Origin of the sequence: Streptomyces sp. NBC_00683, assembly GCF_036226745.1 — a bacterium.
Lineage (GTDB): Bacteria > Actinomycetota > Actinomycetes > Streptomycetales > Streptomycetaceae > Streptomyces.
In genome coordinates this window covers 7,655,804-7,681,923 of the sequence record NZ_CP109013.1, presented here as the reverse complement: position 1 = coordinate 7,681,923, position 26,120 = coordinate 7,655,804, and the positions used below count along the sequence as shown (strand labels likewise).

20 protein-coding genes and 2 pseudogenes are annotated in these 26,120 nt (G+C 68.1%); 11 read left to right on the top strand and 11 right to left on the bottom strand.

Translation table 11 applies throughout. The features are described from left to right. Positions 1-83 precede the first annotated feature (83 nt). Positions 84-476 (bottom strand): STAS domain-containing protein, encoded by a 393-nt coding sequence (locus OG257_RS33485; RefSeq protein ID WP_329213555.1) that lies wholly within the window; start codon positions 474-476, stop codon positions 84-86. Positions 477-790: 314 nt separating this feature from the next. Here OG257_RS33485 and OG257_RS33480 point away from each other — a divergent pair, with 314 nt between their 5' ends. Continuing rightward, positions 791-1,288, top strand: a complete 498-nt coding sequence (locus tag OG257_RS33480; protein ID WP_329215480.1) for a MarR family winged helix-turn-helix transcriptional regulator — start codon at positions 791-793, stop codon at positions 1,286-1,288. A gap of 37 nt (positions 1,289-1,325) precedes the next feature. Here the strand turns inward: OG257_RS33480 and OG257_RS33475 are convergent, their stop codons facing one another. Further along, positions 1,326-2,513: a PP2C family protein-serine/threonine phosphatase gene (locus OG257_RS33475; RefSeq protein WP_329213553.1), complete on the bottom strand. Its 1,188-nt coding sequence runs from the start codon at positions 2,511-2,513 to the stop codon at positions 1,326-1,328. 290 nt (positions 2,514-2,803) lie between these two features. On the opposite strand from OG257_RS33475, the gene OG257_RS33470 reads away from it, so the two are divergent. From OG257_RS33470 to OG257_RS33455, 4 genes are all read left to right on the top strand, one after another. Beyond that, positions 2,804-3,661: a SigB/SigF/SigG family RNA polymerase sigma factor gene (locus tag OG257_RS33470; protein WP_329213551.1), complete on the top strand. Its 858-nt coding sequence runs from the start codon at positions 2,804-2,806 to the stop codon at positions 3,659-3,661. 896 nt (positions 3,662-4,557) lie between these two features. Next, positions 4,558-5,970, top strand: a complete 1,413-nt coding sequence (locus OG257_RS33465) for a family 2B encapsulin nanocompartment shell protein (RefSeq protein ID WP_329213549.1) — start codon at positions 4,558-4,560, stop codon at positions 5,968-5,970. Positions 5,971-6,078: 108 nt separating this feature from the next. Next, positions 6,079-7,389, top strand: coding sequence for a family 2 encapsulin nanocompartment cargo protein terpene cyclase (locus OG257_RS33460; protein WP_329213547.1), 1,311 nt, complete (start codon positions 6,079-6,081; stop codon positions 7,387-7,389). A 16-nt stretch (positions 7,390-7,405) separates the two neighbouring features. Next, positions 7,406-8,290, top strand: coding sequence for a geranyl diphosphate 2-C-methyltransferase (locus tag OG257_RS33455; protein WP_329213545.1), 885 nt, complete (start codon positions 7,406-7,408; stop codon positions 8,288-8,290). Between the two features lie 135 nt (positions 8,291-8,425). Here the strand turns inward: OG257_RS33455 and OG257_RS33450 are convergent, their stop codons facing one another. Further along, positions 8,426-10,387 carry an acyl-CoA dehydrogenase family protein gene (locus tag OG257_RS33450; RefSeq protein WP_329213543.1) on the bottom strand — a complete coding sequence of 654 codons (1,962 nt, stop codon included), beginning with the start codon at positions 10,385-10,387 and terminating at the stop codon, positions 8,426-8,428. 197 nt (positions 10,388-10,584) lie between these two features. Between OG257_RS33450 and OG257_RS33445 the strand changes: the two genes are divergently transcribed. After that, positions 10,585-11,010: a VOC family protein gene (locus tag OG257_RS33445; protein ID WP_329213541.1), complete on the top strand. Its 426-nt coding sequence runs from the start codon at positions 10,585-10,587 to the stop codon at positions 11,008-11,010. 135 nt (positions 11,011-11,145) lie between these two features. Here OG257_RS33445 and OG257_RS33440 read toward each other — a convergent pair whose 3' ends face one another. Then, positions 11,146-13,389 carry a serine/threonine-protein kinase gene (locus tag OG257_RS33440; RefSeq protein WP_329213539.1) on the bottom strand — a complete coding sequence of 748 codons (2,244 nt, stop codon included), beginning with the start codon at positions 13,387-13,389 and terminating at the stop codon, positions 11,146-11,148. A 348-nt stretch (positions 13,390-13,737) separates the two neighbouring features. Continuing rightward, positions 13,738-14,475: a DUF4232 domain-containing protein gene (locus OG257_RS33435; protein ID WP_329213537.1), complete on the bottom strand. Its 738-nt coding sequence runs from the start codon at positions 14,473-14,475 to the stop codon at positions 13,738-13,740. 292 nt (positions 14,476-14,767) lie between these two features. Between OG257_RS33435 and OG257_RS33430 the strand changes: the two genes are divergently transcribed. Beyond that, complete coding sequence (locus OG257_RS33430) at positions 14,768-16,276, top strand: DUF4246 domain-containing protein (RefSeq protein WP_329213535.1); 1,509 nt, start codon at positions 14,768-14,770, stop codon at positions 16,274-16,276. A 9-nt stretch (positions 16,277-16,285) separates the two neighbouring features. Here OG257_RS33430 and OG257_RS33425 read toward each other — a convergent pair. Both OG257_RS33425 and OG257_RS33420 read right to left on the bottom strand, forming a co-directional pair. Then, positions 16,286-16,649 (bottom strand): annotated as a pseudogene (locus OG257_RS33425) (transposase family protein); the annotation flags it as partial. A gap of 183 nt (positions 16,650-16,832) precedes the next feature. After that, the gene (locus OG257_RS33420; RefSeq protein ID WP_329213533.1) at positions 16,833-17,402 is read right to left on the bottom strand and encodes an SMI1/KNR4 family protein; all 570 of its coding nucleotides are present in this window, start codon (positions 17,400-17,402) and stop codon (positions 16,833-16,835) included. A gap of 701 nt (positions 17,403-18,103) precedes the next feature. Here OG257_RS33420 and OG257_RS33415 point away from each other — a divergent pair. Both OG257_RS33415 and OG257_RS37285 read left to right on the top strand, forming a co-directional pair. Next, a complete protein-coding gene (locus OG257_RS33415; RefSeq protein WP_329213530.1) occupies positions 18,104-18,757 on the top strand; it encodes a hypothetical protein in 654 nt (217 codons plus the stop codon). A gap of 116 nt (positions 18,758-18,873) precedes the next feature. Beyond that, a pseudogene (locus OG257_RS37285) lies at positions 18,874-19,433 on the top strand (helix-turn-helix domain-containing protein). Between the two features lie 64 nt (positions 19,434-19,497). Here OG257_RS37285 and OG257_RS33405 read toward each other — a convergent pair. Next, positions 19,498-19,992 (bottom strand): AAA family ATPase, encoded by a 495-nt coding sequence (locus tag OG257_RS33405; protein WP_329213526.1) that lies wholly within the window; start codon positions 19,990-19,992, stop codon positions 19,498-19,500. A 347-nt stretch (positions 19,993-20,339) separates the two neighbouring features. On the opposite strand from OG257_RS33405, the gene OG257_RS33400 reads away from it, so the two are divergent. Then, positions 20,340-21,602, top strand: coding sequence for a DUF6357 family protein (locus tag OG257_RS33400; RefSeq protein WP_329213524.1), 1,263 nt, complete (start codon positions 20,340-20,342; stop codon positions 21,600-21,602). Between the two features lie 45 nt (positions 21,603-21,647). Here OG257_RS33400 and OG257_RS33395 read toward each other — a convergent pair whose 3' ends face one another. Then, positions 21,648-22,070, bottom strand: coding sequence for a secondary thiamine-phosphate synthase enzyme YjbQ (locus OG257_RS33395; protein ID WP_329213522.1), 423 nt, complete (start codon positions 22,068-22,070; stop codon positions 21,648-21,650). Between the two features lie 99 nt (positions 22,071-22,169). Between OG257_RS33395 and OG257_RS33390 the strand changes: the two genes are divergently transcribed. After that, positions 22,170-23,270, top strand: coding sequence for an FAD-dependent oxidoreductase (locus tag OG257_RS33390; RefSeq protein ID WP_329213520.1), 1,101 nt, complete (start codon positions 22,170-22,172; stop codon positions 23,268-23,270). 312 nt (positions 23,271-23,582) lie between these two features. Here OG257_RS33390 and OG257_RS33385 read toward each other — a convergent pair whose 3' ends face one another. Together OG257_RS33385 and OG257_RS33380 are read right to left on the bottom strand one after the other, a co-directional pair. Beyond that, on the bottom strand, positions 23,583-24,200 hold the full coding sequence (locus OG257_RS33385) for a hypothetical protein (RefSeq protein ID WP_329213519.1): 618 nt from the start codon (positions 24,198-24,200) through the stop codon (positions 23,583-23,585). A gap of 51 nt (positions 24,201-24,251) precedes the next feature. Next, positions 24,252-26,057: an ABC transporter ATP-binding protein gene (locus OG257_RS33380; protein WP_329213517.1), complete on the bottom strand. Its 1,806-nt coding sequence runs from the start codon at positions 26,055-26,057 to the stop codon at positions 24,252-24,254. Positions 26,058-26,120: the final 63 nt, after the last annotated feature.

The following is a 26,120-nucleotide window of genomic DNA, read 5'->3' as shown; positions in this document are numbered from 1 at the left end:
CGCCTCATATGTGATCCGGGCCCTATGGGTTGACTCACAACTACGGTCCGGTGCCGAGCAGCCGGCCGCTGTGCACACTCCGCCTAGGAGGGTTCCTGCTGCTCCGGCGTGCCGCCGGGCACCGTGATGCGCGTCAGGACCTCGGCCGTGGTGGGAAGCGTGGGTATCAGGTCGCCGACGCCCGTGACGTCGAGCAGCCTCGTGAGGTGCGGTGGTGCGGCGGCCAACGACAGGGACCCGTGCCGGTCCTTCGCGTACCGCAGGATGGCGATCATCGTATTGAGGCCGGAGGAATCGCAGAACTCCACGGGCGCCAGGTCCAGGACCAGGTGCGGCCTGCCCTGCCGGATCAGCTCCATGGCCCGGGTCCGCAAGGCCGGCGCACTGTCCACATCGATCTCTCCGGCGACCGTGAGCACGGCGATCGAATCCGCCGGATACCTGACAGTGAGGATGAGGGTCTGGCTGTGCGTCATGGGTGTCAGTACTCCAGGCCGGGAGCGGGTCGCCGTCACGGCGGGAGCGGCATGGCCCGCTGGAAGATCACGCATCAGATATTGACTGCCGAACCTTACCTTACGACAACTGTTGCCGTACGGAAACTTACCGGGCCTCGGTCGCGCCCCGGGGAACCTGTGGCGGACGGGGGTAGGATATTCGGGGCCGTGCATGTGTGTCCCGGAACCTCAGTCCTGGCTTTCCGTGCGAGCGCATCGGATGCCCGGCTCGATTGCTCGGTCCGGTGGCCAGACGGACGAGTGAGGCGATGCCGGATCGGAGTGTCATCAATATGGGCCTGAGCCCCAAACCCGACCATTGGTCGCGGGATGTGGCCCGTGAGGGTTCCGAGTTCGTCGAACTCCTCGAAGTCCTCTGGGAGCACGGACGCGAAGCCGTACCGACAGGTCCGGTCTCCCCTTCCCAGCTCCGCGTGCTGTACACGCTGGACCGGGAGGAGGGCATCAATCTGCGGATGCTCGCCGATGCCCTGGGATCGGCCTCCCCCTCGGTCAGCAGGTTGTGCGACCGGTTGCAGGCAACGGGATTCGTGGAGCGTGCTCCCAGCCCGGTGAGTCGCCGGGAGCTGGAGCTCCGGCTGACCAGCCTCGGCAAGGCGTATCTCGTCGACCTGCGCATGCGCAGGGAGGAAGTACTGATGGCCACGATCGACTCCATGCCGGCCAAGACGCGGCGCTCGCTCCTCGAGGGGCTCAGGGCCTTCCGCAACGCGGCTGCGTCCTCGGGGCAGGACAGCGACGGGGCGAGACCCTTGCGGTCGACCGGATAGTCGCCGGCCGACCGCCAGGCCGCCTGATCGGCCACGGTCACACGAGCGTGTCACCGGTGGAGGATTGCCGTCCGAACCAGTCCAGGCAGACGACCAGGGCATCGTCGTCCAGCGGTGTGGCACCGCGGTAGTCCCGCAGATCGCGGAGAACCGCGAGAGGCACCTGCTCGGACGGCAGGAAGCGGTGCGCGGACAGGGACCGTGCAAGGGCACGCTGCCCGTAGTGCTCCCCCGCCGCCGACGCGCTGTCGTAGACACCGTCACTACCGATCAGCAGCCGGTCGCCCGGCTCCACGTGAAAGCGCTCCGCGACGTACTCCGTCTCTTCGAACATGCCCAGCGGGAGCTGCGCGTCGAAGTCGAAGGATTCGACGCCGCGTCCCCTCAGCCGCCACATGCGGGGGGAGCCCGCGTCCACGGCCTCCACCTCGCCCGTGGCCAGATCGAAGCGGAGCAGGAGGACCGACGCGTACAGGGCGCCACGGTGCTGGGCGTAGACGGCCTGGTCGGCGAGGCTGGCCTGGCCGGAAAGGTCGAGGCCGGCCCGCCGGGCGTTGCGCAGCGCGTTCACGACGAGATTGGTCAGCAGGGCCGCCTCCATCCCCTTGCCCATACCGTTGGTGACGGTGAGCGTGAGGTGATGGGCCGACACCGACCAGTCGAAGTTGTCGCCGAAGATCGCGTACGCGGGCTCCAGGTGGGCACCCAGCGAGAATTCGGGGCGGGACACGGAGCGGCCGGGCAGCAGCTGCCACTGCATCTCCGCCGCCAGGGTCAGCCGTGTGGCGCGGCGGGCGAGGAGATAGAGGTCGGTGTCCCGTTCGGCGACCAGGATCTCGTGACCGAGCGCTTCGCAGATCTGCTGCATCTCCGCGAGGCCCTCGCGGGACCAGCCGCCCTCCCGCGCCGTGACGCTGAGGACACCGAGCCGGTCACCCCGGACGGTCACCGGCAGGTGCGCGGTCGCCGGACCCGGCGTGGTCCGGGGCTCCACGTACGCTTCCTGGGCGCCGAAAGCCCGCCCTTGCGGGCTGTCATGAATGGGCACCGGCTCGGCGAGAGGCGTCTCGGACACCACTTGGAGCGTCGTCACGCCGTAGTCGGCGAGCCGCAACTCCACGCTCTGTACGTCGTACTGCTCCCGCAGGGCCGTCGTGACGACGTCGAGGAGCTGATGAGGTGCGGCCTTGCGCAACTCTCGCTCGACGGCAGCGAATCTGTCCACGTGATCCTGTTTCTCGTCGTGCTGCGCCGAAACCCCGGACCGTCCGTGGGCCCCGGCCGTCGGCCTCCAGCGTACGGGGCCTGTGCCCGATCCAGCGCGGCGCGCCCAAGGGGTCGCGCCGGTGGTCGGCGCTGCTCATCTTACGATGCCCAGAGACAACTGTTTCCGCACAGCAAGAAAATTTGCGTCATGGCGCATGGGCCTCCCGAGGCGGGGCAAGGGCTCGTCAGGAAGCGAGCTCGTTCCAGGGAGGGTGACAAGAAGTGATTACTGAACAGACTGCCGGGCTCATGGCGACTGACGTGACATCGCCGTCGGAGGCATCGCCGGAGCGTGTCGGTGAGCTGCCCTGGATCGAGGACGCGGGCAAGGTGGCCCCGAAGGACGCGCGCGCTCTGTCGACGCTGTTCTTCGAGCAGCTGCAGGTCCTGGAGGAGGGCACGCGCGAGTACCAGTACGCGCGCAACACCCTCATCGAGATGAACATCTCCCTGGTCAGGTTCGCCGCGCGCCGCTTCCGCAACCGGGGCAGCGGTGAGATGGAGGACATCACCCAGGTCGGAACCATCGGACTCATCAAGGCCATCGACCGGTTCGAGCTCTCCCGCGAGGTCGAGTTCACCACCTTCGCCGTCCCCTACATCATCGGCGAGATCAAGCGCTTCTTCCGTGACACCACCTGGGCCGTCCACGTCCCCCGACGGCTGCAGGAACTCCGCGTGGATCTGGCCAAGGCGAAGGACGAACTCGCCACCCACCTGGACCGTGACCCGACGGCGAAGGAACTGGCCGAACACATGGACCTCACCGAGGACGAGGTCATCGAGGGCATCATCGCCTCGAACGGCTACACCGCGGGTTCCCTGGACCTGCCGACCGACTCCGGGGAAACGCCGGGCTCGGCGTCCCGCACGTTCGCCGACATCCTGGGCGAGCCGGACTCCGCCATGGAGACCGTGGAGAACCTGCACGCCTTGGCCCCGCTCCTGGAGGAGCTCGACGACCGCGAGCGACGCATCATCGAGATGCGCTTCGGCCAGGAGATGACGCAGTCGCAGATAGGCGCCGAACTCGACGTCTCCCAGATGCACGTCTCCCGCCTCCTCACACGCACCCTCAACAAGCTCCGCGCCGGCATGCTGGCCTGAACCCGTCCGCGCCCGGCGCCGACGCCCTCTCCCGGAGGCCGCGAGGGCCGCAGAAGCGCACTGCGAACCCGGTCACGGCCGCGACCCGCTCGAGGTCGGCCGATGCCGTTCCGCGGTCCCGGGTGAGCGCGCTCCGCAAAGCGGACGGACGCGGCTGATTTCCGGCTGATGTCGAACCCGCCCGGCCGAGGCGCAGCGCGACGTCCGCCGCCGTGCCTGGCGCACGGCCCGCGCCTTCGCTTCGCAGGGAAGCCGACGACCGCCGCGTGTTCGCGCAAGTAACCGCTAGCGGTACAGGTACGCACAGAGGGACCCGGTCCGCTTCCCGCGGGCCGGGTCCCTCTGTGCGTCGGAAGCCGCGATGCGCGAGCACGCGGCGGAGTGCCGTCCCGGCGAACATGACCGACGCCGGTTGGCCCTTCCGTCTCACGACCGCGAGGACGCCTCGTCGGTGCGCCCCCAGCCCTTCCCGGGCCGAAACAGCGTCCTGTCGTGTTTCTGACCCCGTGGCGCGAAGCCGGTCGCACCAAATGCCGACGGTGGCGCCTGCGGGGTTGCCGCCCAGCCCGGGGCCCGACAGGCCGCAATCCCCTTGGCGTACGGCACTTCTGCCGCCCCTCGACCCGTCGGTCCCCCACCGCTGGAGCCGAACCGGCCGATATCTGGAACGCGCCGTCAGCTGCGGCTGAATACAGTCGGTACCCGGACAAACATCGTGCGGACGCGATCATCGTATCGAGCGAATGTCAGCAACTTCCCTTGGTTCAGGGGGTGAAGCGGCAGTTAGGGTTCCTCTGGATCTGGACGGGTTCCCGTTCAAATACCGCTTTTCCCTCCTGTTGCCCGGTGGTGTCCGCATACGCGCGCCATCGCCCTGACCAAGGAGACCTAGCCCGATGACTATCGACTCCAGCCCGGAAGCGCGAGTGGAGCTGCCCAGGCAGTCCAGCCTGAGCACGGCGGCTGCCCGCAACCTCGCCACAACGACCAAGTCCGCCCCGCAGATGCAGGAGATCACCTCTCGCTGGCTGCTTCGCATGCTCCCCTGGGTGGAGACCCAGGGCGGGGCCTACCGAGTGAACCGTCGGCTGACGTACACCGTCGGCGACGGGAGCGTGGAGTTCATCCAGGACGGCGCAGACGTCCGGGTGATTCCCCGTGAGCTCGGTGAACTGGCCCTGCTGCGCGGCTTCGACGACGTGGAGGTACTGACTGCCGTCGCGGACAGGTGCGTTCAACGCGACTTCCGGACCGGCGAGACACTGGTGGAGCGCGGGACGCCCGCGGACCAGCTCCACTTGATCGCCCACGGCCGCATCAGCCGGACCTCCGTCGGCAAGTACGGCGACGAGGCCGCTCTGGACGTACTCGCCGATGGCGACCGGTTCGGAGAGCACGCCCTGCTGGAAGAGGACGCCCGGTGGGAGCACACCGCCACCGCCGAGACCTCGGGCACGCTGCTCACCCTGTCACGCGCCGACTTCACAGCCGTGCTGGCCACAGCGCCGGGCCTCCGAGCCCACCTCGACGAGTTCTCATCGCATTCCCGCCAACGGCAGAACCATCGCGGCGAGGCGGAGATCGCGATGTCGGCCGGCCACAGCGGCGAGGCCGAGCTGCCCGGCGCCTTCGTCGACTACGAACTGAAGCCGCGCGAGTACGAACTCTCGGTCGCCCAGACCATTCTGCGGATCCACACGAGGGTCGCCGACCTCTACAACGGGCCGATGAACCAGACCAAGGAGCAACTCAGGCTCACCATCGAGGCGTTGCGCGAGCGCCAGGAGCACGAGCTGATCAACAACCGGGAGTTCGGCCTGCTCCACAACGCCGACTTCAAGCAGCGCATCCAGACGCACTCCGGCCCCCCGACCCCGGACGACATGGACGAACTGCTCTGCCGGCGCCGGGGCACCAAGTTCTTCCTCGCGCACCCCCGGACAATCGCGGCGATCGGGCGCGGGTTCAACGCGCGTGGGGTCTATCCGGACCACGTGGACCTCGGCGGCCAGCAGGTCCCGGCCTGGCGTGGGGTCCCGATCCTCCCCTGCAACAAGATCCCCGTCACCAAGGAGAAGACCAGCTCCATCCTCGCCATGCGTACCGGCGAGGAGAACCAGGGCGTCATCGGTCTGCACCAGACCGGGCTGCCGGACGAGTACGAACCGGGTCTGTCGGTCCGCTTCATGGGCCTCGACGAGAAGGCGATCACGTCCTACCTCGTCAGTACCTACTACTCCGCCGCCATCCTCGTGCCGGACGCGGTCGGCGTGCTGGAGAACGTGCAGATCGCCCGCTGGCCCAAGTAGCGGGCCCGGCCCGAACGGCCTGGTGCGACACCCCCAACCCCTCTCGGGGCGGTCGCGCATGCCCCGGAGGGCTTCGGGACAGCCGCCCACCCCACCAAGGAGCCATGGATGTCAGAGCCTGAGCTACCACCCCCACAGTCCCACCTTCAAGAGGCCGCTTCCCGCTTCGGGGCGCACGTTCTCGCTTCCGCCGCGGCCCGCGCCTGCGATATCAACGCCGCCACCGCCGGCCCGCCCCGCGCGCCTTCCTCGCCCGCCCCGCCTGCGTTCTCCGCGCCCGCCCCGACTCCCCTCGTCACCCCGGCGGCCGAGGTGCCCGCACCGGGCGCCGGCCTGGAACGGATCCTGCGTGGTCCCAGCGGTCTGGGCACCGCGGGCCTGCGCCTGATCCTGCGGGAACAGCCGCCGACGCCATCGGACCCGCCGGCGGACGCGGCGGAAGGCACCCCGGTCCCGGGCCTCTACCACCATCCGGTGCCCGAACCCGACCCGGTGCGGGTGGAGGAAGTCGGGCGAAGGATCAAGTCCTGGGCGTTGGACGAGGTCAGCCTGTATCCCGAGGACTGGGAGGAGGAGTTCGACGGCTTCTCCGTGGGCCGCTACATGGTCGCCTGCCATCCGGACGCGCCCTCCGTCGACCACCTGATGCTGGCCACGCGCTTGATGGTCGCCGAGAACGCCGTGGACGACTGCTACTGCGAGGACCACGGGGGCTCGCCCGTCGGCCTGGGCGAACGTCTTCTGCTGGCGCACACCGCCCTCGACCCCCTGTACACGACGGAGGAGTACCAGCCGCAGTGGGCGAAGTCGCTCCACGCGGACGCTCCCCGGCGCGCCTACCGCTCCGCCATGGAGTACTTCGTCCGAGCGGCGAGCGCCTCCCAGGCGGACCGGTTACGGCACGACATGGCCCGGCTGCACATGGGGTACCTCGCCGAAGCGGCCTGGGCACAGCTGGACCACGTACCGGAGGTGTGGGAGTACCTGGCGATGCGCCAGTTCAACAACTTCCGGCCCTGCCCGACCATCACCGACACCGTCGGCGGCTACGAACTGCCTGCGGACCTGCACGCCCTGGCCGGCATGCAGAAGGTCATCGCCCTCGCGGGCAACGCGACGACCATCGTGAACGACCTGTACTCGTACACCAAGGAACTCGACGCTCCGGGCCAGCACCTGAACCTGCCCGTCGTGATCGCCGAACGTGAGGGCCTCTCCGAACGGGACGCCTATCTGAAGTCGGTCGAGGTCCACAACGACCTCATGCACGACTTCGAACGAGAAGCCTCCGCCCTGGCCGAGGCCTGCCCCGCCCCCGACGTGCAGCGCTTCCTCCGGGGCGTGGCCGCATGGGTCGACGGCAACCACTACTGGCACCGCACCAACACCTACCGCTACAGCCTGCCCGATTTCTGGTAAGAGAATGGACTCATCCGTGACCCACACCGAACTCACCGCCACCGCCACCACCTCCCTCCACATCCCCCGCCCGTCGACGCCCTACCAGGGGGACATCGCCCGCTACTGGGACGGGGAGGCCAGGCCCGTGAACCTGCGTCTCGGCGATGTCGACGGCCTCTACCACCACCACTACGGCATCGGTGACGTGGACCGTGCCGCACTCGGTGACTCCGCGGACAGCGAGAGCGAGAAGAAACTCATCGCCGAACTCCACCGGCTGGAGTCGGCCCAGGCGGAGTTCCTTCTCGGGCATCTCGGTGACATCGGGAGTGACGACACACTGGTGGACGCCGGCTGTGGCCGCGGCGGCTCGATGGTGATGGCGCACCAGCGCTTCGGATGCAAGGTCGAAGGTGTCACGCTGTCCGCCAAACAGGCCGACTTCGCCAACCGTCGGGCCCGCGAACTGCGCGTCCAGGACCACGTCCGCGCCCGCGTCTGCAACATGCTCGCCACGCCGTTCGAGACCGGGTCGGCCGCGGCCTCGTGGAACAACGAGTCGAGCATGTACGTCGACCTCGACGACCTCTTCGCCGAACACTCCCGCATCCTCGAGGTCGGCGGCCGCTACGTGACCATCACCGGCTGCTGGAACCCGCGGTACGGCCAGCCCTCGAAGTGGGTCTCGCAGATCAACGCGCACTTCGAGTGCAACATCCACTCGCGCCGGGAGTACCTGCGCGCCATGGCCGACAATCGCCTCGTGCCACAGGCCGTCATCGACCTCACTCCCGACACGCTGCCCTACTGGGAGCTGCGGGCCACGTCTTCGCTGGTCACGGGAATCGAGGACGCGTTCATCAACTCCTACAGGGACGGGTCCTTCCAGTACCTCCTCATCGCGGCCGACCGCATCTGACCCCCTGCTGACCGGAAGGGCCCGCCCCGGTGGAACGGGCCCTCTCCGTGACCCCGGCCTGATGCGGCTCGGCAGGCAGCCGGCCCAGCCGTTGCTGCGCGGAGCTCTGTCGCCGCATCAGCCGGATCAGCCGGATCAGCCCACCAGATCCGGCGCGCGCAGCATCTCGGGCGGGATGCCCCAGGCGTCGACGAAGTCGACGGCGAGGGGCCGGACCTTGCGGCAGAGGTCGTTCACCTCACGGCTGATCGCCTTGGAACGCTGGACGGTCAGCCGGCCGTGCTCCATGAACCAGGCCCGGTCCGCCTCGATCGTCGAGAGGGCGAACAGGTCGCACAACAACCCCAGCGCGACCTTGTTCCCGCTCTCGGGCAACGCACGTACCTTGTCGACGAACGCCTCCAGCACCAGTCGCTCGACGTGTGCGTGAGCGACCGCGATGACGTGGTCCTGGACCTGCGAGAAGACGGCTCCGGGGTTGCGCTTCTGGTCGATCCCGCGCTTGAGCCGCCGGGCCACACCGGCGAGCATGTGCTCCTCGCGGTAGCGGAGCATGGCGAGCTGGTACTCCGAGTCGAGCAGGCCGGCTTCCCGGTCCCACTCGTCGCCGCCGGGCAGCAGATCGCGTACTCGTTCGAGCAGCTTGTGGGCCGAAGTCTTCTCGATGACCGTCTCGACGGCGAGGCCGGTGACGTAGCGGACCATGCCGAGCTGGTCCAGGTCCTCGAACTCGCTCGCGTAATGGGTGAGCAGCCCCTTGGCCACGAGCTGCAGCAGGACGTGGTTGTCGCCCTCGAAGGTGGTGAAGATGTCGCTGTCGCCCTTGAGGGCGGCGAACCGGTTCACGGTGAGGTAGCCGGCGCCACCGCACGCCTCGCGGCACTCCTGGATGACCCGGGTGGCGTGCCAGGTACCGAGCGCCTTCGTGCCTGCGGCCCGTGACTCCAGCCGGCGCCGCGCGTGCGCGTCGTCCTCGATGCCGGAGAAGACGTCGTGGAGCTGCGTGCGCACGACGTCCTGCGCGAAGTGCAGCGCATACGTACGCGCGACGAGCGGCAGCAGACGACGCTGATGCAGGCCGTAGTCCAGGAGCAGTTGCTCCTCCGCGTCCGGGGTCGCTTCGAACTGCCGGCGCCGCACGGCGTACTTCGTGGCGATCGCGAGGGCGACCTTGGCCGCGTTGACCCCGGCGCCACCGACGCTGACCCGGCCCTGCACCAGCGTGCCGAGCATGGTGAAGAAGCGTCGGTCGGGGTTCTCGATCGGGCTTTCGTAGACGCCTTCGGCGGTGACGTCGGCGAACCGGTTGAGCAGCGCCTCGCGCGACACGCGCACGCCGTCGAACCAGATGCGGCCGTTGTCCACGCCGTTGAGGCCCATCTTGCGGCCGTCGTCCTCGATCCGGACTCCGGGCGCCACCTCGCCGCCGACCCGGATCGGCACGACGAACGCGTGCACACCCTCGGACTTACCGCCCACTTCCAGTTGGGCGAAGACGACCGCCAGCTCCGCGTGGCGGGCCGCGTTGCCGATGTAGTCCTTGCGCGCCTGGTCGCCGTGCGTGGTGATGACGAACTCCTGGCGGGCGTCGTCGTACCTCGCGAGGGTGCCGAGCGCCTGGACGTTGGAGCCGTGCCCGGTCTCGGTCATCGCGAAGCATCCCATCAGCCGCCCGGTGATCAGGTCCGGCAGGTGGGCGTCGTGGTGGCGTTCGGTCCCCAGATGCAGGATCGCGCCGCCGAAGAGTCCGAACTGCACGCCGACCTTCACCAGCACCGACAGGTCACCGAAGGCAAGGGTCTCGAAAGCGGCGATCGAGGCTCCGATGTCACCGCCCCCGCCGTACTTGCTCGGGAAGCCCATTCCGGTCTGGCCCGTCGCAGCCATCTCCACCACGAGCTCACGTACCCGCTCGCGAAACGCGTCGACGCCGAGCTCCTCTGCCTCCTCGAGGACGGAGGCGTGCGTCACCAGGTTGGTTCGGACGAGGTCGCGGATCTCGGCGTACTCGCCGTCGAGCACCTCGGTCAGGGCCCGGACGTCGACCTCGGGCTGCACGTATCCGCTCGCAGCAGTGGATGTGTTGTCAGTGGCCATGCCATCTCGCTACCCCGCCCAGGGACGATCAAGCGGTCGGCGGGCGCTCTCAGGGCCATACGAGGGAGGCGCGGGAGGTCACCGAGCAGGTGCGTTCCACGTCCCGGCCCCGCTGGGCGCCGTGGGCCGGTGCGGGTTGCTCGACACGCTGGGGCTCACGCCCGGCAGCCGGCTGCGGGGCGGGGCACAGTGGTGGCATGACCGCGGACAGCAGGAACATTCTGGCCCGGGGACGCGTGGCGACCCGGCTGCCGGCCCAGGACCTGGACCGGGCACGGCGTTTCTACGCCGAGCGGCTCGGTCTGGAACCCGTCGACGAACGGCCCGGTGGGCTGCTGTACCGGTGCGGAGAAACGGAGTTCGCCCTGTTCGAGTCGGCGGGAGCCGCGCCCGGCACCTTCACCCAGATGGGATGGCAGGTCGACGACGTGGAGACGATCGTGGCGGAACTCAAGCAACGCGGCGTGATGTTCGAAGAGGTCGACCTGCCCGGCCTCCGGACGAAGGACGGGATCGCCGATATCGACGGGAACTACCCGAGCAAGGGCGCACGGGGAGAACGCGCCGCCTGGTTCCGTGACAGCGAGGGAAACCTGCTCGGCATCGGCGAGCCGGTCGCCTGAACAGCGCACACCACGTCCGGCCGGCGCACCTGCGGCCGGTCGCCGCAGGTGCGCAACTTCCGGGCGGTGCGACGGATCAGCCGAGTGAGCCACTGAGGTATCGGCACGGGAACGAGGGTCCCGGAGCCGCCGGGGTCAGCTCGGCTTCGGCGGCTTCTGCGCGTCGAAAGCGAAGAGAGTGTTCCTGGCCGCGGCCACGATCACCGCACCCCCCGCAACGGACACGCGCGGGCTCGCGCCCTGCTCGCCCGTCAGACCATCGGCCTGCGGATCTGTCGTCCACAGCGCCGTGCCGTCGTTCGGGGACAACGCGACCACCCGGCCGGTGGCCGAGCTGAAATACAGGGCGCCGGCTCCCGCCGCGGGGCCCGACGCGCCCTCCACGCCCGTCTGCCGCGACCACTTCTTCCGGCCGGTCGCGGGGTCGAGTGCCGTGATGAGTCCCGTCTGCCCGCTCACGTAGACGATGCCGTCCACCATGCCGGGCGTCCCCGCGTACGTCCTGGCCAGTCGGGAGTACGTGACCTTCCGCGAGGCCGGGTCGACCCGCGCCACCCCGTCGTAGCCGGTCAGCGCCGGTCCCTCCATGTGCTCCTGAAGGAGTACGAGCCTGTCGTCGGCGACACCCACCGGCACGGCGGGACCGTCGACCGCGATGGGCCTGCCCAGGGTCCCCGAGGCGCGGTCCACCGTGGAAAGGGTCGGGTGGCGCACCTCCAAGGCATCCACCTCCGCATCCGTCGCGCACATCGCGAAGAGCTGTTGGCCCCCCGGGACGGGAGCGCACTGCGTTCCCGCGGGGAACGACGTCGTCCAGGTGACCTCACCGCTGTGAGCGTCCCGGGCCTCGAAGCGGGAGTTGGAAGCGTCGACCGTCACGACGGCCGAGCCGATCACAACGGCGTCCTGGGTCCGACCCGTGACGGCCGTCGACTGGGCGCCGGACGGCACGGACCACAGCTCCCGGCCGTTGTTCGCGTCGATGGCCACCACCTCGCTGGGAGGGTCCTGCGGCGCGTCCTGGGCGGCGAAGCGGTAACCGAGCACCGTGTCGTCGGTGGCGCCCACCAGGTGCATGCCCTGGACGGGGACGCCCGGGCTCTTCGCCGTCCACACCCGCGATCCGTCCATGGCCCTGATTCGGGTCGCGACAACACCGCCGCCCCCGCAGAACACCGCGTCGCCGCGCGCGACGCAACGCAGCTCGTCGGGAATGTCCTCGCTACCGCCCTGCACAGTCCTGTGCCACGGCTCGAAGCCGTCCGGCAGTGCGGCGCTCGGCGCCGCAACGGTGTTGCCCTTGTCGCCGTCGCTGTTCCCCCCGGAGCTGCCCGCCTTCAGCGCGGCGACTCCCCCGCCGATCGCTGCCACGGCGACCGCGGCCGCGAGCACAGGACGCCACCGGCGACGCAGACGGCGGCCGATGGGGGTGCCGGTGCTCGCTGAGTCGGGGCCGGCCGGGGCGGTGGTCGGGGCGGTCGGCGCCGGGGTGTCCGGCGTCGCGAAGTGATGCTGGGTGATCATGTCGCGGGTGCGGCCAGCGCCGACGCCGTTCGCGTCGGTCCCGCCGAGGTCGGTCGGCAGATCCCGCAGCAGCACGAGGAGTTCGTCCGCCGAGGGGCGCCCCTCGGGCTCCTTGCCCAGGCAGGACTCGACGACCGCGCGCAAGGCCGCCGGCACCGCACCCAGCGACGGCTCCTCGTGCACCACCTGATAGGCCGTCATGTAAGGGCTGTCCGCGTCGAAGGGCCCGTGGCCCGTCGCTGCGTACACCAGCAGTGTTCCCAGCGAGAAGACGTCCGACCGCGGCCCCACACCACGCGGCGCCTGCAACTGCTCGGGCGACATGAAGGGCGGCGTACCGATGACACGCCCTGTCATCGTCAGCGTCTGCTGGTCCACGGCGCGCGAAATGCCGAAGTCGATGACGCGCGGGCCCTCGGGCGAGAGCACGACGTTCGAGGGCTTCAGGTCGCGGTGGACGACCCCCACCCGGTGGATGTCACGCAGTGCTTCCGCCAGCCCGATGGCGAGGTTCCTGAGCTCGGCTCCGTCCAGCGGGCCATCCGCGGCGATGCGCTGGGCGAGCGTGTGCCCCTCGATATAGGTCGTCGCCATCCACGGCTGCTCGGCCTCGGGCGCGGCGTCGACCACTGCGGCGGTGAACGCGCCGCTCACCCGCCTCGCGGCCGCGACTTCCTGCCGGAAGCGCGTGCGGAACTCGTCGTCCCCCGCGAACTGCTGGTGGATCAGTTTGATCGCGACAGGTCGCCCCGAACTCGTACGGGCCAGGAAGACCGTGCCCATGCCACCCGAGCCGAGCCGTGCCTCAAGTGGATAACCGCCGATCTCGGCTGGATCACCTCCGCGCAGCGACACTCTTCCCCACCTCCCGTCCCCTGTGCACTCTGCCCCACGGGCCCGCGTACCTGTCCTGCACACAAACTAGCCGCAGGGCGGTAGGGCAGAGCAAAGCGGGTACGAACAGGGAGCCCGTGGCTGGCAGAAGCGCACTCCACAGCCCCCGGCAATCGGACATGTCCAGCGGGATTTTGAGCTGGCTGGAGAATCTGCCTCGGAGGCCCTACGCCAGCTGATCCACTCGATTCGGAAGCGCCAGCAGGACAAGCTGAATGACGATGCGACATCCTCTTGAACGCGAGTGGCGGTGAAGCCTCGTCGAGGGCACCATGCCCCGCCAGTGGGGCATGGTCCGCACGCCCGGGGTCAGAGCTGGTTGATCGCGCGCATCGCCAGGCCCTCGGTGCCGGCCCAACCGTTCACCCGCGCCGCGTCGTCGTAGGAGACGGAGGAGAGGCCGTCGGGCAGGTCGAAGATGAGCGTGCCGTTGAGTTCGGTGCCTTCACCGGCGACCAGCGTGGCGGTGAACCGGTCGGACTGGTCATACTCCGCCTCGCCGCCCTCGTCGTTGCCGAAGACGTACAGGCCCGCGTAGGCCGTGCCGTCTCCTTCGACGACGACGGGCTCGGTGTCCGGCTCCCCGAGCGTCTCGACGGTGGGGGCGTCGTTACCGGCCCCGAGCCGCACCAGCGGTGCCTCGTTGAGGACACAGGGCTTCTTGTTGCCGTTGGTGACGGTCAGCAGGAAGTGACGGGGAGTCTCCCCGGACGGATCCTGCAGCTCGACAGCGGTGTTGAGGTCGGTCGCCTTGCAGTCCTGGTAATCGGTGCCGTTGCCTCCGCCGGTCTCGCCGCTGTCCCCGGTCGCGTCGCCGGCCGAGCCACCACTGCCGGTTTCGGTGCCGGTGCCGGAGTCACCCGAGAGCTCGCGACTCTTCGACTTGCTCTCCCCGGCCGACGCGGAGGCCGACGGGGCGGCGTTGTCCTCGCCCCCGGAGGCCTGGCAGGCGGTAGCCCCCAGCAGCGCCGCGACGGCCACCGCTCCCAAGAGGGTGCCGCGCAGGCCCTGACGTAGCGATCCGACTCTCACTGTCTTCGCGTGCATGCTGTGTTCCACTCCCCCGAGACCGGCCCCCAGGACCGGTCGATGTCTCAAGCTCTGCACAGCCATTCTGGTTGCCGCCCAGCAGCCGGTCACCCCGGATCCCGGTCTGTTACAGCCCTCGTACGAACCGATGCCTTGGCGTGACCACGACGCTGACGGCACGACCGCCACGGTCCGAAGAGGGGGTCATAGCCTGCCTCCCGGACCGGCAACGAGAGGGACTACGGCTGCGGTGTCAGTCTGCTGACGTATCCTTCCGGCCACCACACACCGACTCGGAGGACCGAGAGAATTGACCGGCCTGTCTGCTTTCCCGCTGCCCTTCCATGCTTCCCGTTCCATATCGTTCGCGACACCCCGAACGCTGCGGGAAATTCAGATGATGCAGTGCAGCTCACACATTCGGGCGAAGTCCGGATGGTTCGACAAGATGAACGATGCCGACATCGTCGCCAGGTGGACGCAAGAAGCGGTCGCCCAGGGGCTCACCGAGGCACAGGTTCGTTACGTGCTCGCCGAACTCGTGCATTACGCCGCGCTGCGGGACGGACGAACCGGCATCGAGGTCTCCGCCGTCGACGGGGTGTGGCAGTCGGACACGCTGGTCGACGACAAGCTCAGGTCCCGGCTGCGCGAAGCGGTCCGGATTCTGGAAGAGGTCCCCGAAGCAGAACAGGACTGGCATCCCGGATCGGACGGCCAGGTAATGGATCTGGTTCATCCCTCACTGTTCTGTCTGGTGAGAGAGGTGAGCGGTGCGCCCGAGCGGGCTTGGCAGAACCCGACGGACCGCTACTCGACATACGAATTCTCGGAACAGTTCCAGTGGCTGCCCACGGACGTCGACGTCAGTTCCGACGGCGAAGTCGCCTTCCGTTCGTACGTCAACAACGTCCACCCCGAGACTCATCACGAACTGGCTTCTGTCCTGCCGGACTTGCTCGCGCGCTTTCGCCCTCTGCTCGAGAACGTGCTCACCGATCTGCGCCACCCCCGGCCCCTGCGGATCGAGGCCGATCCTTACGGCTGGTACGACTCGGAGCCGGAGCATCCGGACAAAGCCTCCTACAGCGATGACGGGGCCTACGCGGAAGCCCTCAGCGCGTGGGAGGAGGCCCAGGACGACTGGTGGGAAAACCGCGTCCCGGTCATCCCGGACGCCCCGGTCTTCACCCCGCCCGAGTTGCCCGACGAATCCGCCCGAGTCGACCTGCGCGGCCGCCGCCTCCAGGTCATCGTGAAGCTCGCCACCATTCATCTCACCCCGGAGAAGCCCGAGTACGCCGGCGGTTCCTGGCACGTCGAGGGGATGTTGAACGAGCGGATCGTATCGACCGGCATCTACTACTGGGACAGCGAGAACATCACCGAAAGCCACCTGAGCTTCCGGGCGGCACTCGACGACCCGAACTACGAGCAGAACGACGACAACGGCCTGCGTGAGGTCTACGGCCTGGAGGACGAAGACGCACTGAACCAGACGCTGGGATCGGCATCGACCCCAGCGGGCCGCTGCCTGGCGTTTCCGAACATCCTGCAGCACCGGGTCGGCTCATTCCGCCTCACGGACCCCACCCGCCCGGGATATCGCAAAATTCTCGCGTTCTTCCTTGTCGACCCGTCGGAAAAGATCGTCTCCACATCCGACGTGCCACCGCAACAACCATGGTCCGAGACCTCGACCATGACGCTTGAACAGGCAAAGAACTATCGCGAACAACTCATGCAGGAACGCAAGTTCTTCGTCAACGAGCACAACGAGCAGCTCTACGAACGAGAATTCTCCCTCTGCGAGCACTGAGCGTTTTCGGCGTTGCCTCTCCAGGGTGAGGGTGGCTTCGGCGATGACGGTCATCCGGTTGGGGCTGATGCGGGATCTGCGATAGATCTCCCAGGATTTCAGCTGTGCCATGGCGCGTTCGACTGGGGCTCCGGCTTGGGGGAGGGCGCGGTTGAGGGTGCGCTGGGTGGGCGTGCGTTCTCCCGCCGGGTGGTCGTTTGAGGCCGGTGGTGACGTGGGGTCCGGCGCCGGTGCGGGCGCGGTCGGCGAGGACTGGGACACCCTGGCGTTCGCAGATACGGATGATCTTGTGGGTGCGGGCGGCGGTCAGGTCGGGGGTGCGGCCCGGAAGGGCGGGTAAGATCCACAGCACCTTGCCAGCCGGGTCGGTGACGAAGGCGGCTGCCAGGTGGGCGAGGGTGTCATGACGGCGTAGGCCGATCACCTCCTTCAACGGCACACCGGCCCTGTCCGCCGCGACCCCTGCTCTCACGCTGCCTGTGGCGCCCCATCGGTGGCTACGCTTTGAATGCTCGACGAAAAGCGCCCACCGAAACAATCGGGGAGCGCTTTTGCTTCACGACCAGACGAGTCGCCCTTCGGTGACCTCGCAGACCGGATGGTTTCCATCGGCGATCTTCGTCAGCATCTCCGCCACGGAGTCGAAATAATGAGCCAGTGATTCGTACTCGCCCGTGGTCGTGATCTCACCCACGAACCACCTGCCGATCCGCCCGTCCCGCGCGTCGATGAACTTTCCCATCCAGCCGTCCTGGTCCGACAGGAACGGGATCCACTCATTACGCCAGAACGGACTGTCCGGCTGGTCCGGAGGGTCGAATCCACCGGGCATACAGCGGTTCGCATAGAGCGTCTCCATCGCCAGGATGCCCAGAAAGAAACTGCCCTCATCCGGGAAACCGGCGAAGCCGCAACATGCCACTCCGTCGTCCACATCTTCCTCAGGAAGATCCAGATTGTTCTGCAGCAGCCACGCCCGCAGATCCCGAGGGAGGGGGATACCCATCCGTTCCTCGGCGGCCGCGAGCATCTCTTCCGTAGCGGGCCCAGGCAGATCCGCGTGTTCGGCCGGAGCGTGCTGCTCAAGAAGATTCATCACGCGGGACCAGCTCTCCACCACACTCATTCCCCACTGCCCTCTCTGCATGGATGCCCCATACGACTGCACAACTGCAGGGGTACCGTTCGAAGCGTCGATGCCGGGCGCCGTAGTCCCGAAGCGTGTGTGCAGAAAAGCCACGTTGGGGAGCGCCGACCGGAAAACCTCGCAGGGATGGTACTCCGAGCAAGCCTCCTGCCCCACGACCACCTGACGCCTTCCGGCCCGAAGTGCAGGACCGGCCGCTCGGCGAGGTGACCGCCCGCCAACTCCTCCCGGACACGACCGCTGTTCCTCGGCGGACCCAGCCGAGGAGCCTCCACGGCACCAGCGAGGACGACATGCGCCGTGGCGTCCCTGCACGACGACTGCACCGGCCGCCCGCCCGCCCGGTAAGGCCGTCGGGTACACAGACCGAACTGCCCAACAACTGGGCTCGGCGGCCTGCACGGAGGCACCGCCCCCGGTGGCGAACGGCGCCCGCCGTGTGTCGGCCGGCCTTTCTGTAGTGCTCAGAGTTGTGGGATGGGCGGGAACGTCGGCGGCTGCGCCGCGCCCGGGACATAGTCGAAGTTGGGCGTGAGCGTGCCGAACAGGCTACCGGTGCACGGGCCTGTGGCTCCGGTGGCCGTCGGCTCCTCTGGCAATTCGCCGGCGATGAGCGGCAGGTCCGTCTCCTCTGATGCGACTACGCTGGTGGAGTTATCACACTTGAAGGAAGGACACCTGTGGCTCGCCCGTACAACCCCGGACCGAAACAGTTCATCTTCGCTGTCGGTGACGGCAACGATCAGCAGGTCTCCGTAGACGACCCTCAGGAAGCGTACGTAGCATTCTCCGCGTTCTTCCGGAACCGAGATTCTGATACCTACACCATCAAAGATGAGCCGGCGGGCCAAAGCTTGGTACTCATGCCCGGTCAAGGTGTGATCGCCCGGATCGAGGTGGCGGATCAGCCTCGGTCGGAATACCTCAAGGTCGACAGGGCCAATCGCTACCTGCCGAGCGCGATGCTGTTTTTCGAGAACGGATTTGCGGGCCTCGACTACTTCGGCCAGTGGTTCACGGTCCTCGCGGACCTCGACGCGTCACCGGAGACTCGCGGTGCTACCCGCGCCGCCACGATCACTACCGAAGCCGCGGCAATCGAAGAAGTCGCCCGGATCTGGGCAAATTCAGGCATCGTAGACCCGAGCAACCAGTACTACGTCTTCTTCGACTCGCATGATGCCGACGATGACCGAGCTGAACGAGCCGAACTGCTCAAGTTGATCGAATTCCTCGGTGTCGAGCGAGTCAACGCCCCCGCCGAGGCCGCCGATGGCGAAGTCTGGGTGCGCACCGACAAGCGCCTCGACGTCGAATTCGAACGGTGGTCATGAACGCCTACGCGTCGACCAGTAATTGCTGTATTTCTCTGGTGGTGCGTACTGAACTTGATTGGGTGATGTCGGGCTGTTCACCTGACGGAGCCGAGTCGGGTCGGTAGCTGTGGGGCGTGAGGTACGCGCAGGGCGGTGGTTTGACCGATGCCAAGAGGGCTGCAAGACAGCGGGTCCGGCTGGATTCGGTCGGTCGCTTCGAGAGCGGCGCGAAGAGCCGCAAGATCGCGGCCGTGCTGCGGGTGAGCGAGCGGTCGGTGAAGCGCTGGCGCCGCCAGTGGCGCGAGTAGGGTGAACAGGGTGCCCTGTCGAAGGGATCGCCAGGACGACTGAGGCTTTCGGCAGACCAAATCGCCAAGCTGGAGCGGGAGTTGGAGTGATCCTGGGGCCGGACTCCGGCATTCCGCGTCCCGGGACGGGGTTCAGGGCGGGTTTCGATGGCGGGAATGGTCTGCTTCCGGAGACCGCTCCCGGCTGATCTACAGTTTCCGCATTCACCGGGGCCGCAAGGGCGAACTCAAGGGATTCACCTGGCAGGACTACCGCGAACGAGGACTGGCTGACCGTCTTCCATTTCCCGTCCTACGCACCTGACCTCAACCCGCAGGAAGGCAAGTACCGGCCGCACCTCATCGACGGCTGTCTTGCGGGCGCCATCCTGGCGCTGGGCACCTGATCTGGCCTGACTGTCGACCATGCCTGGACCTGCGTGGCCGAAAAGTATCTCAGCCAAGGATCTGTCAGGCTGAGGTTGGAAGTATTGGGGGCTCTTCGCCCTCCCCCACAGGGGCTTCGGAGTGCTCAGCGATCCAGGCCAGCGTCTCTGGCGAAATCACGCCGTGTTCCTCCTCGCTGTTTCGCTTGGCCAGTCGCCGCAACAACTCATCGTGATCAGCCTGGAAGTGGACGAGCCGCCACCTGGCGCCATGGTCCGTGACCAACTGCTTGTAGCCGTCCCTGACCGCGCGGGTGCCCAGACCGTGATCCAGCACTACCGAACGGCTTTCCTGTAGGAGCGCGACGAGCTGTCGCTGAACGTCCTCAATCACGGGAGCCTGAAGCGAGAGGTGTTCGTGCTCGGCGTGGTCCTTGCCGATCCGTCCATGCCTAGCTGTCATTTGGTCATCCACTGACAGGCGGACGACACCGCCTCGTGCCAACGTCTTCGCGAAGGTGGTCTTACCCGAGCCGGGCATGCCCGTAAGGAGCCATACGACAGGCCGAAGATCACTCATCCGGCTGACCCTAACGGTCCCGGCGCCCTGCAATGAACTGGATTCCGACCGCCCGTGCACACGGTCACGCCGTCGAGCAAGGCTTGCGGAGTGCGACGAGCTGTACGCCCGACATCACCCAATCAAGATCAGTAGTCAGCGGTTCGTTCCCATCTGGACGCAATCCGTCGAGTTCGGTGCCGGATCGAAGTTGCTCTGTACCGGAACTCGGTGGTGTTCCGATACAACCTCTGACTCGACCATGACGGGCCTGCTCGCTCCGGGCGGCATGGGTTCACACGAAAGCGGCCGGTCAGACCGGTGCAGGCAGGGCTCGCCAGTCTCTTCTGATGGGGAAGACTGAGCCCATGAGAGACATAGTTTTCACGCGCAGGAGCGGCTGGATCCCGAACGTGATCCGCGAGGCCGGTGAGCTGAAGCTGATGCTCGGTGCCGGGGCTGACGCCAACCATGAGCCTCGCACGTTCACGTTCTCGATCGGGGAAGCCCACCTTGCGGTAATCCGGGAGGACCTGGCCAGACACCTGCTGCTGTGGAGTGCGGTCCTTCCGCTGTGCGACGCCGCCGGAACCCGGGGCCGGCTCGACGAGAACGCTGCCGTCGCGCTCCTGGACCCGATTCTCCTCTCCGCGCCCGCGGACGTCGACGCACTCTTCCAGCGCATCCAGTGGGACAGGGGTCGGCTCATCGCCCATGGGGCTGACATCGATCTGCTCGAACGCGGTCAGGTCTGCGCGGCGATGGGCGCGGCGACAGAGACGTCCAACGGGAAACGGGCTCAGGAGTACCACGCGAACCGCCGTCGCGCCGAGTGCGGAGCAGTACTCGGTCCACTCGACGCCGCGATGCTGAAGTACACGGGCCAGTACCTGCACGGCGCGACGGTTCCGAAGCGGCTGCCCGATGCCGTCGAACCCGCGCTGCTGCCGAAGGTCATGCGTGTGATCGCCACCGCGGAGCAGGCATGCGCCGGAATGCGGATCGGCCGCGATCCGCGACGGGGAAAGCGCGCCACGGACAAGCGCGACTGGGATCGGATGGCGACGGCGGTCGACGCGGCCGTGCGCCGTGCACACCCTGAGCTCGTCGATGACGCGGTGCGTACCGTGAGCTTCCTGATGTGCTCGGAGGCCGCGGACCGCTCCAGGAGCACCCCCATGGAGGACGACGAGGAGGCTGCCGGCGACCGCGCCGACTCCGGCGGGAGTGCGAGGAAGACGAGCCTGTCGTTCACCGATGACAAGGGCGTCGAGAAGAAGTGGATCCAGGACGATCCCCGCACTGCCACCGCGGAGTTCTGGGAGTTCGTCGGCGATCGCTCTGCCGCGGACAACGAAGTGTTCACCATCGAGGACGAGGAGATGGGCGAAGGGGTCCAGCTCCACTTCTACGCGGACTCCATCGCCCGGGTCACGACGGTGCGGGAGGGTGAAGGCGGGTCGGATCCGGAGTACCGGGTCGAGTACAGCCTGGTCGACGGGATGAGCGGGTACCGGAACCTGGTGAGCGCCTTCGTCCGCGGCGGCTGCGCCTCACTCGACCAGCACGGCTCCTGGATGTCGGACAACGCCGAGTTCGAGCGCGCGCGCCGGCGGCGCGACGCCAAGTAGTCGGAGCGGCCGGACTCCCCTCTGCAGTCCCACCGCAGCGACGTCCTATCCGAAGAAGCTCAACCGGACGTTGCGGTCAGCATTGTCGACGTTCGTGTCGACCAGGCAGACCGACTGCCATGTCCCGAGCTCCAGCCGTCCCCCGATCACCGGCAGAGTCGCGTGCGGCGGTACGAGGGCGGGGAGCACGTGGTCGCGGCCGTGGCCGGGGCTTCCGTGGCGGTGGCGCCAACGGTCGTCTGCGGGTAGCAGGGTCTGCAGGGCCGCGAGGAGGTCCTCGTCGCTTCCCGCTCCGGTCTCCAGGACCGCGATTCCGGCGGTCGCGTGAGGGACGAAGACGTTGAGCAGGCCGTCCCTGCCCTGGGCCACACGGGCGAGGAACTGTTCGCAGTCCGCGGTCAGGTCCGTGACCGTCTCGGTCCGTCCGGTGGCGATGCTCAGCAGGTGGGTGGCGAAGGAGTCGGGCATGGCTCCATTCTGGCGCCGGCGACAGGTGGTCGCGCCCCCTGAGGATCCGGGAAGATCCGGGAGCCCTCCCCGGTTGGTAGAAGGGTGAACAACTTCGGGATGCGCGAGCTGGACGTGGTCGTGATCGGCGCCGGGCAGGCGGGGCTATCCGCTGCGTACCATCTGCGGCGCGCCGGCCTCGAGCCCGACCGGGACTTCGTCGTACTCGACCACGCCCCGCGGCCCGGGGGTGCCTGGCAGTTCCGCTGGCCGTCGCTCACCTACGGCAAGGTCCACGGCATGCATTCCCTGCCCGGCATGGAGCTGACGGGTGCCGACGACGGGCGTCCTTCGTCCGAGGTGATCGGTGCGTACTTCGACGCGTACGAACACCGCTTCGGCCTGCGGGTGCACCGCCCCGTCGAGGTGAACGCCGTGCGCGAAGGAAGCACGGGAGAGGACGGCCGACTGGTTGTCGAGACGTCCGAGGGCACCTATGCCACGCGTGCCCTGATCAATGCGACGGGGACCTGGGACCGGCCGTTCTGGCCGCGCTATCCGGGCCAGGAGACCTTCCGGGGGCGGCAGTTGCACACTGCCGACTATCCGGGGCCGGCGGAGTTCGCCGGACAGCGGGTGATCGTGGTCGGTGGCGGGGCCTCCGGGACCCAGCATCTGATGGAGATCGCCGAGGTGGCGGCCGCGACGTACTGGGTGACGCGTCGGCCTCCGGTGTTCCGGGAGGGGCCGTTCGGCGAGGAGCAGGGGCGGGCCGCCGTGGCCATGGTGGAGGAGCGCGTACGGCTCGGGCTTCCGCCGCAGAGCGTGGTGAGCGTGACCGGACTGCCGCTGACCGACGCTGTCAGACGCGCGCGCGAGGAGGGGGTTCTCGACCGGCTTCCCATGTTCGAGCGGATCACCCCGAACGGGGTGACCTGGGCCGACGGTCGGACGGTCGAGGCCGATGCGATTCTGTGGGCCACCGGGTTCCGGGCCGCAGTCGATCATTTGGCCCCGCTGAAGCTGCGCGAGCCGGGCGGCGGCATACGCGTCGAGGACACCCGGGCGGTACGGGACGAGCGCGTCCATCTCGTCGGGTACGGGCCGTCGGCCAGCACGATCGGGGCCAACCGGGCGGGACGGGCTGCGGCCCGTTCGATCACCCGTCTGCTGGAGAGGACCGGCAGCGTTGCGCCCGCCGCGCAGGGTGTCTCCGCCTGACCTCACACCGAGCGCAACAGAACACACGAACAGGGGATCGGGTGTTCGTCAGAACGTGTGATCGTGTCAATTTTTGTCGATCAACTCCGGTGCGCAGCCTGATGATTACAGGGCGCAAGCAACGGGCTGCAGACCGCGACTGCGCAGTCCCACCGATGCACCACGCACAAGGAGAAGCACCGAATGAACTTCCTCACCAACCTGCTTGCCGGCGTCGTCCACTTCGTGGGTTGGCTCGTCTGACCGTTGCTCGACCGGCGCCGCCGCTCCCCGTCCCACGGGAGCGGCGGCGCCGCCGTGTTACGCGGCTCGTCAGCCGCGGGGGGCAGGTTCGACAGGGCCCGCGAACGGCGCCAGCGCGGCAAATCCGGGGTCCACGGTGACCGCCTCGACCAGCGCGTCGAGTGTCCGCCGGACCCTGGTCAGCGGGTGGTCCGGGAATTCCGCGTCCCACCTGGCGTGGTCCGCCGCGTGGAAGGGGAGGCCGCCCTGGACCTCGGGGGCATAGGGGTGCGGCCGGAAGTACTGGTCGGGGCCGAGCTTGGCGAGGACGACGGCTTCCCGCATGCCTGTCATACCGCGCTCGGGGGCCTGGATCTTCACCACCGTGCTGCATCCGGCCCGCGGCACCGTGAAGCTGCCGATGAACACCTGTCCGTGGGCCTGTTGGGGCAGCGGCACCTTGAGTATCTGACGCAGCGCAGGCAGCCCGCCCAGCTTCTTCACCGAGGCCTCTATGAGCCCGCCGCCCGCTTGCGCGGTCCAGTGCGTGAGCGTGTTGCGCAGGGTCGGGCCGTCTTCCAGTGCGGCAGGAAGGTCCGGCGGCAGACCGAAATAGTGCAGCGACAGCACATCGCCGTTGTCATTCGCCCAGGCGTCGTTGTCCACGGGCCGGTATCCGGGGAGTTCCACCCCGAGCAGAGCTCTCATGGACGGCGATCATGCCGTACGGAGCACCCGGCGCGCAGGCGCGGTCGCGCCTCATGTGGCCGCCGGGGCGAGGTCGCCGTCGCGGCGGATGAGGGCCGCGTACCGGCCGTCCCTCTCCAGCAGCTCCGCGTGCGTACCGCGCTCGGCTGCCTGCCCGCCGTCCAGGACGACGATCTGGTCCGCGTCCCTGACGGTGGAGAGACGGTGCGCGATGGTGAGGGTGGTGCGGCCCTTCGACAGCGCGTCGATGGCTTGCTGCACCGCATGTTCCGTACGGGTGTCGAGGGCGCTGGTCGCCTCGTCGAGGATCAGCACGGGCGGGTCACGGAGAATCGTGCGGGCGATGGCCAGACGCTGTTTCTCACCGCCCGAGAAGCGGTACCCCCGCTCGCCGACGAGCGTGTCGTAGCCGTCGGGCAGCGATGCGATGTGGTCGTGGATCTGCGCGGCGCGGGCCGCTGCTTCGATCTCCTCCTCGGTGGCGTCCGGCTTGGCGAAGCGAAGGTTCTCGGCAACGGAGGCGTGGAAGAGATAGGTCTCCTGGGAGACCACGCCGACGGCCCTGGCGAGCGTGTCGAAGTCCAGGTCCCTGACATCGACCCCGTCGATGGTGACCCGGCCGCCGGTGACGTCGTACAGCCGCGGCACCAGATAGCTGAGCGTCGACTTGCCCGATCCGGTGGGACCGACGACGGCCAGACTGCGGCCGGCGGGCACGGTCACGTCGATGCTGGTCAGCGTCGGGCCGCTCTTCTCGTCGTAGCTGAAGGTGACGTTCTCGAAAGCGACCTCGCCCCGGATCTTCTCCAGCCGGACGGGCTTCTCGGGCTCGGTGATGTCCACGTCGAGATCGAGGTACTCGAAGATCCGCTGGAAAAGGGCGAGGGATGTCTGCATCTGTACGCCGGTGGAGAGCAGGCTCACTGCCGGCCGGAACAGACCCTGCTGCAGCGAGACGAAGGCGACCAGCGTGCCGATGGAGACAGCCGTGGCACCCGACTGGAGGGTGAGGCCGGCCGCCCAGTAGATGACGGCGGGCATGGCGGCCATGACGATGCCGATCGTCGACATCCGCCACCGCCCGGCCATGTTGGAGCGCACTTCGAGGTCGACCAGTCGCTCCGACTCCTCGGCGAAGCCCTTGGTGAGGGAGTCCGAGCGGCCCATGGTGCGGCCGAGCAGGATGCCGCTGACCGAGAGCGACTCGGTGACCGTGGCCGCCATCGCCGCCATCTGCTTCTGGCGCTGGGTGGTGATCTTCTTGCGCTCACGGCCGACGCGGCGGCTGATCCAGACGAATACGGGCAGCAGGAGCAGCGAGACGACGGTGAGCCGCCAGTCCAGCGCCAGCATGGCGACCACGGTGGCGATGACGGCGGTGAGGTTGGAGACGAGTGAGGTCGCGGTGGAGGTGACCGTCGCCTGCATCCCGCCGATGTCGTTGGCGATGCGGGACTGGACCTCGCCCGTGCGGGTCCTGGTGAAGAAGGCGAGCGGCATCCGCTGCAGCTGGGTGTAGACGGCGGTGCGCAGGTCGTGCATGACGCGCTGGCCGACCGTCGTGGAGATCAGGGTCTGCAGGACGCCGAAGACGCTGGTCATCACGGCGGTGAGGATCATGCCGAGCGCGAGCAGCGTGAGCAGTCCCGTACGCCCCTGAGGGATCGCGGTGTCCAGGATCTCGCGGAGCAGGAACGGGGTGGCGACCGACACCAGTGACGAGGCGCCGACCAGCAGCCCCACGATCGCGAGCCTGCCGCGGTAGGGGCGGAAGAGGCGGAAGATGCGGCGCAGCTCGGCGGGCGGCTGCTGGGCATCACCGGCAGGGGGTGTCCACGTGGGTTCGTCGGGTTTCATGTGCTCCTTCGAGAGCGTGTGGCCGGCAGGCCCCGGGTGGAGGCGTGCGGCGGAGGATGTGCG

What these genes read in the sequence shown, in the direction of transcription:
- OG257_RS33485 (WP_329213555.1), bottom strand. Translation starts at nt 476, where the DNA reads ATGACGCACAGCCAGACCCTCATCCTCACTGTCAGGTATCCGGCGGAT.
- OG257_RS33480 (WP_329215480.1), top strand. Translation starts at nt 791, where the DNA reads ATGGGCCTGAGCCCCAAACCCGACCATTGGTCGCGGGATGTGGCCCGT.
- OG257_RS33470 (WP_329213551.1), top strand. Translation starts at nt 2,804, where the DNA reads ATGGCGACTGACGTGACATCGCCGTCGGAGGCATCGCCGGAGCGTGTC.
- OG257_RS33465 (WP_329213549.1), top strand. Translation starts at nt 4,558, where the DNA reads ATGACTATCGACTCCAGCCCGGAAGCGCGAGTGGAGCTGCCCAGGCAG.
- OG257_RS33460 (WP_329213547.1), top strand. Translation starts at nt 6,079, where the DNA reads ATGTCAGAGCCTGAGCTACCACCCCCACAGTCCCACCTTCAAGAGGCC.
- OG257_RS33450 (WP_329213543.1), bottom strand. Translation starts at nt 10,387, where the DNA reads ATGGCCACTGACAACACATCCACTGCTGCGAGCGGATACGTGCAGCCC.
- OG257_RS33445 (WP_329213541.1), top strand. Translation starts at nt 10,585, where the DNA reads ATGACCGCGGACAGCAGGAACATTCTGGCCCGGGGACGCGTGGCGACC.
- OG257_RS33435 (WP_329213537.1), bottom strand. Translation starts at nt 14,475, where the DNA reads ATGCACGCGAAGACAGTGAGAGTCGGATCGCTACGTCAGGGCCTGCGC.
- OG257_RS33420 (WP_329213533.1), bottom strand. Translation starts at nt 17,402, where the DNA reads ATGAGTGTGGTGGAGAGCTGGTCCCGCGTGATGAATCTTCTTGAGCAG.
- OG257_RS33405 (WP_329213526.1), bottom strand. Translation starts at nt 19,992, where the DNA reads ATGAGTGATCTTCGGCCTGTCGTATGGCTCCTTACGGGCATGCCCGGC.
- OG257_RS33400 (WP_329213524.1), top strand. Translation starts at nt 20,340, where the DNA reads ATGAGAGACATAGTTTTCACGCGCAGGAGCGGCTGGATCCCGAACGTG.
- OG257_RS33395 (WP_329213522.1), bottom strand. Translation starts at nt 22,070, where the DNA reads ATGCCCGACTCCTTCGCCACCCACCTGCTGAGCATCGCCACCGGACGG.
- OG257_RS33390 (WP_329213520.1), top strand. Translation starts at nt 22,170, where the DNA reads ATGCGCGAGCTGGACGTGGTCGTGATCGGCGCCGGGCAGGCGGGGCTA.
- OG257_RS33385 (WP_329213519.1), bottom strand. Translation starts at nt 24,200, where the DNA reads ATGAGAGCTCTGCTCGGGGTGGAACTCCCCGGATACCGGCCCGTGGAC.
- OG257_RS33380 (WP_329213517.1), bottom strand. Translation starts at nt 26,057, where the DNA reads ATGAAACCCGACGAACCCACGTGGACACCCCCTGCCGGTGATGCCCAG.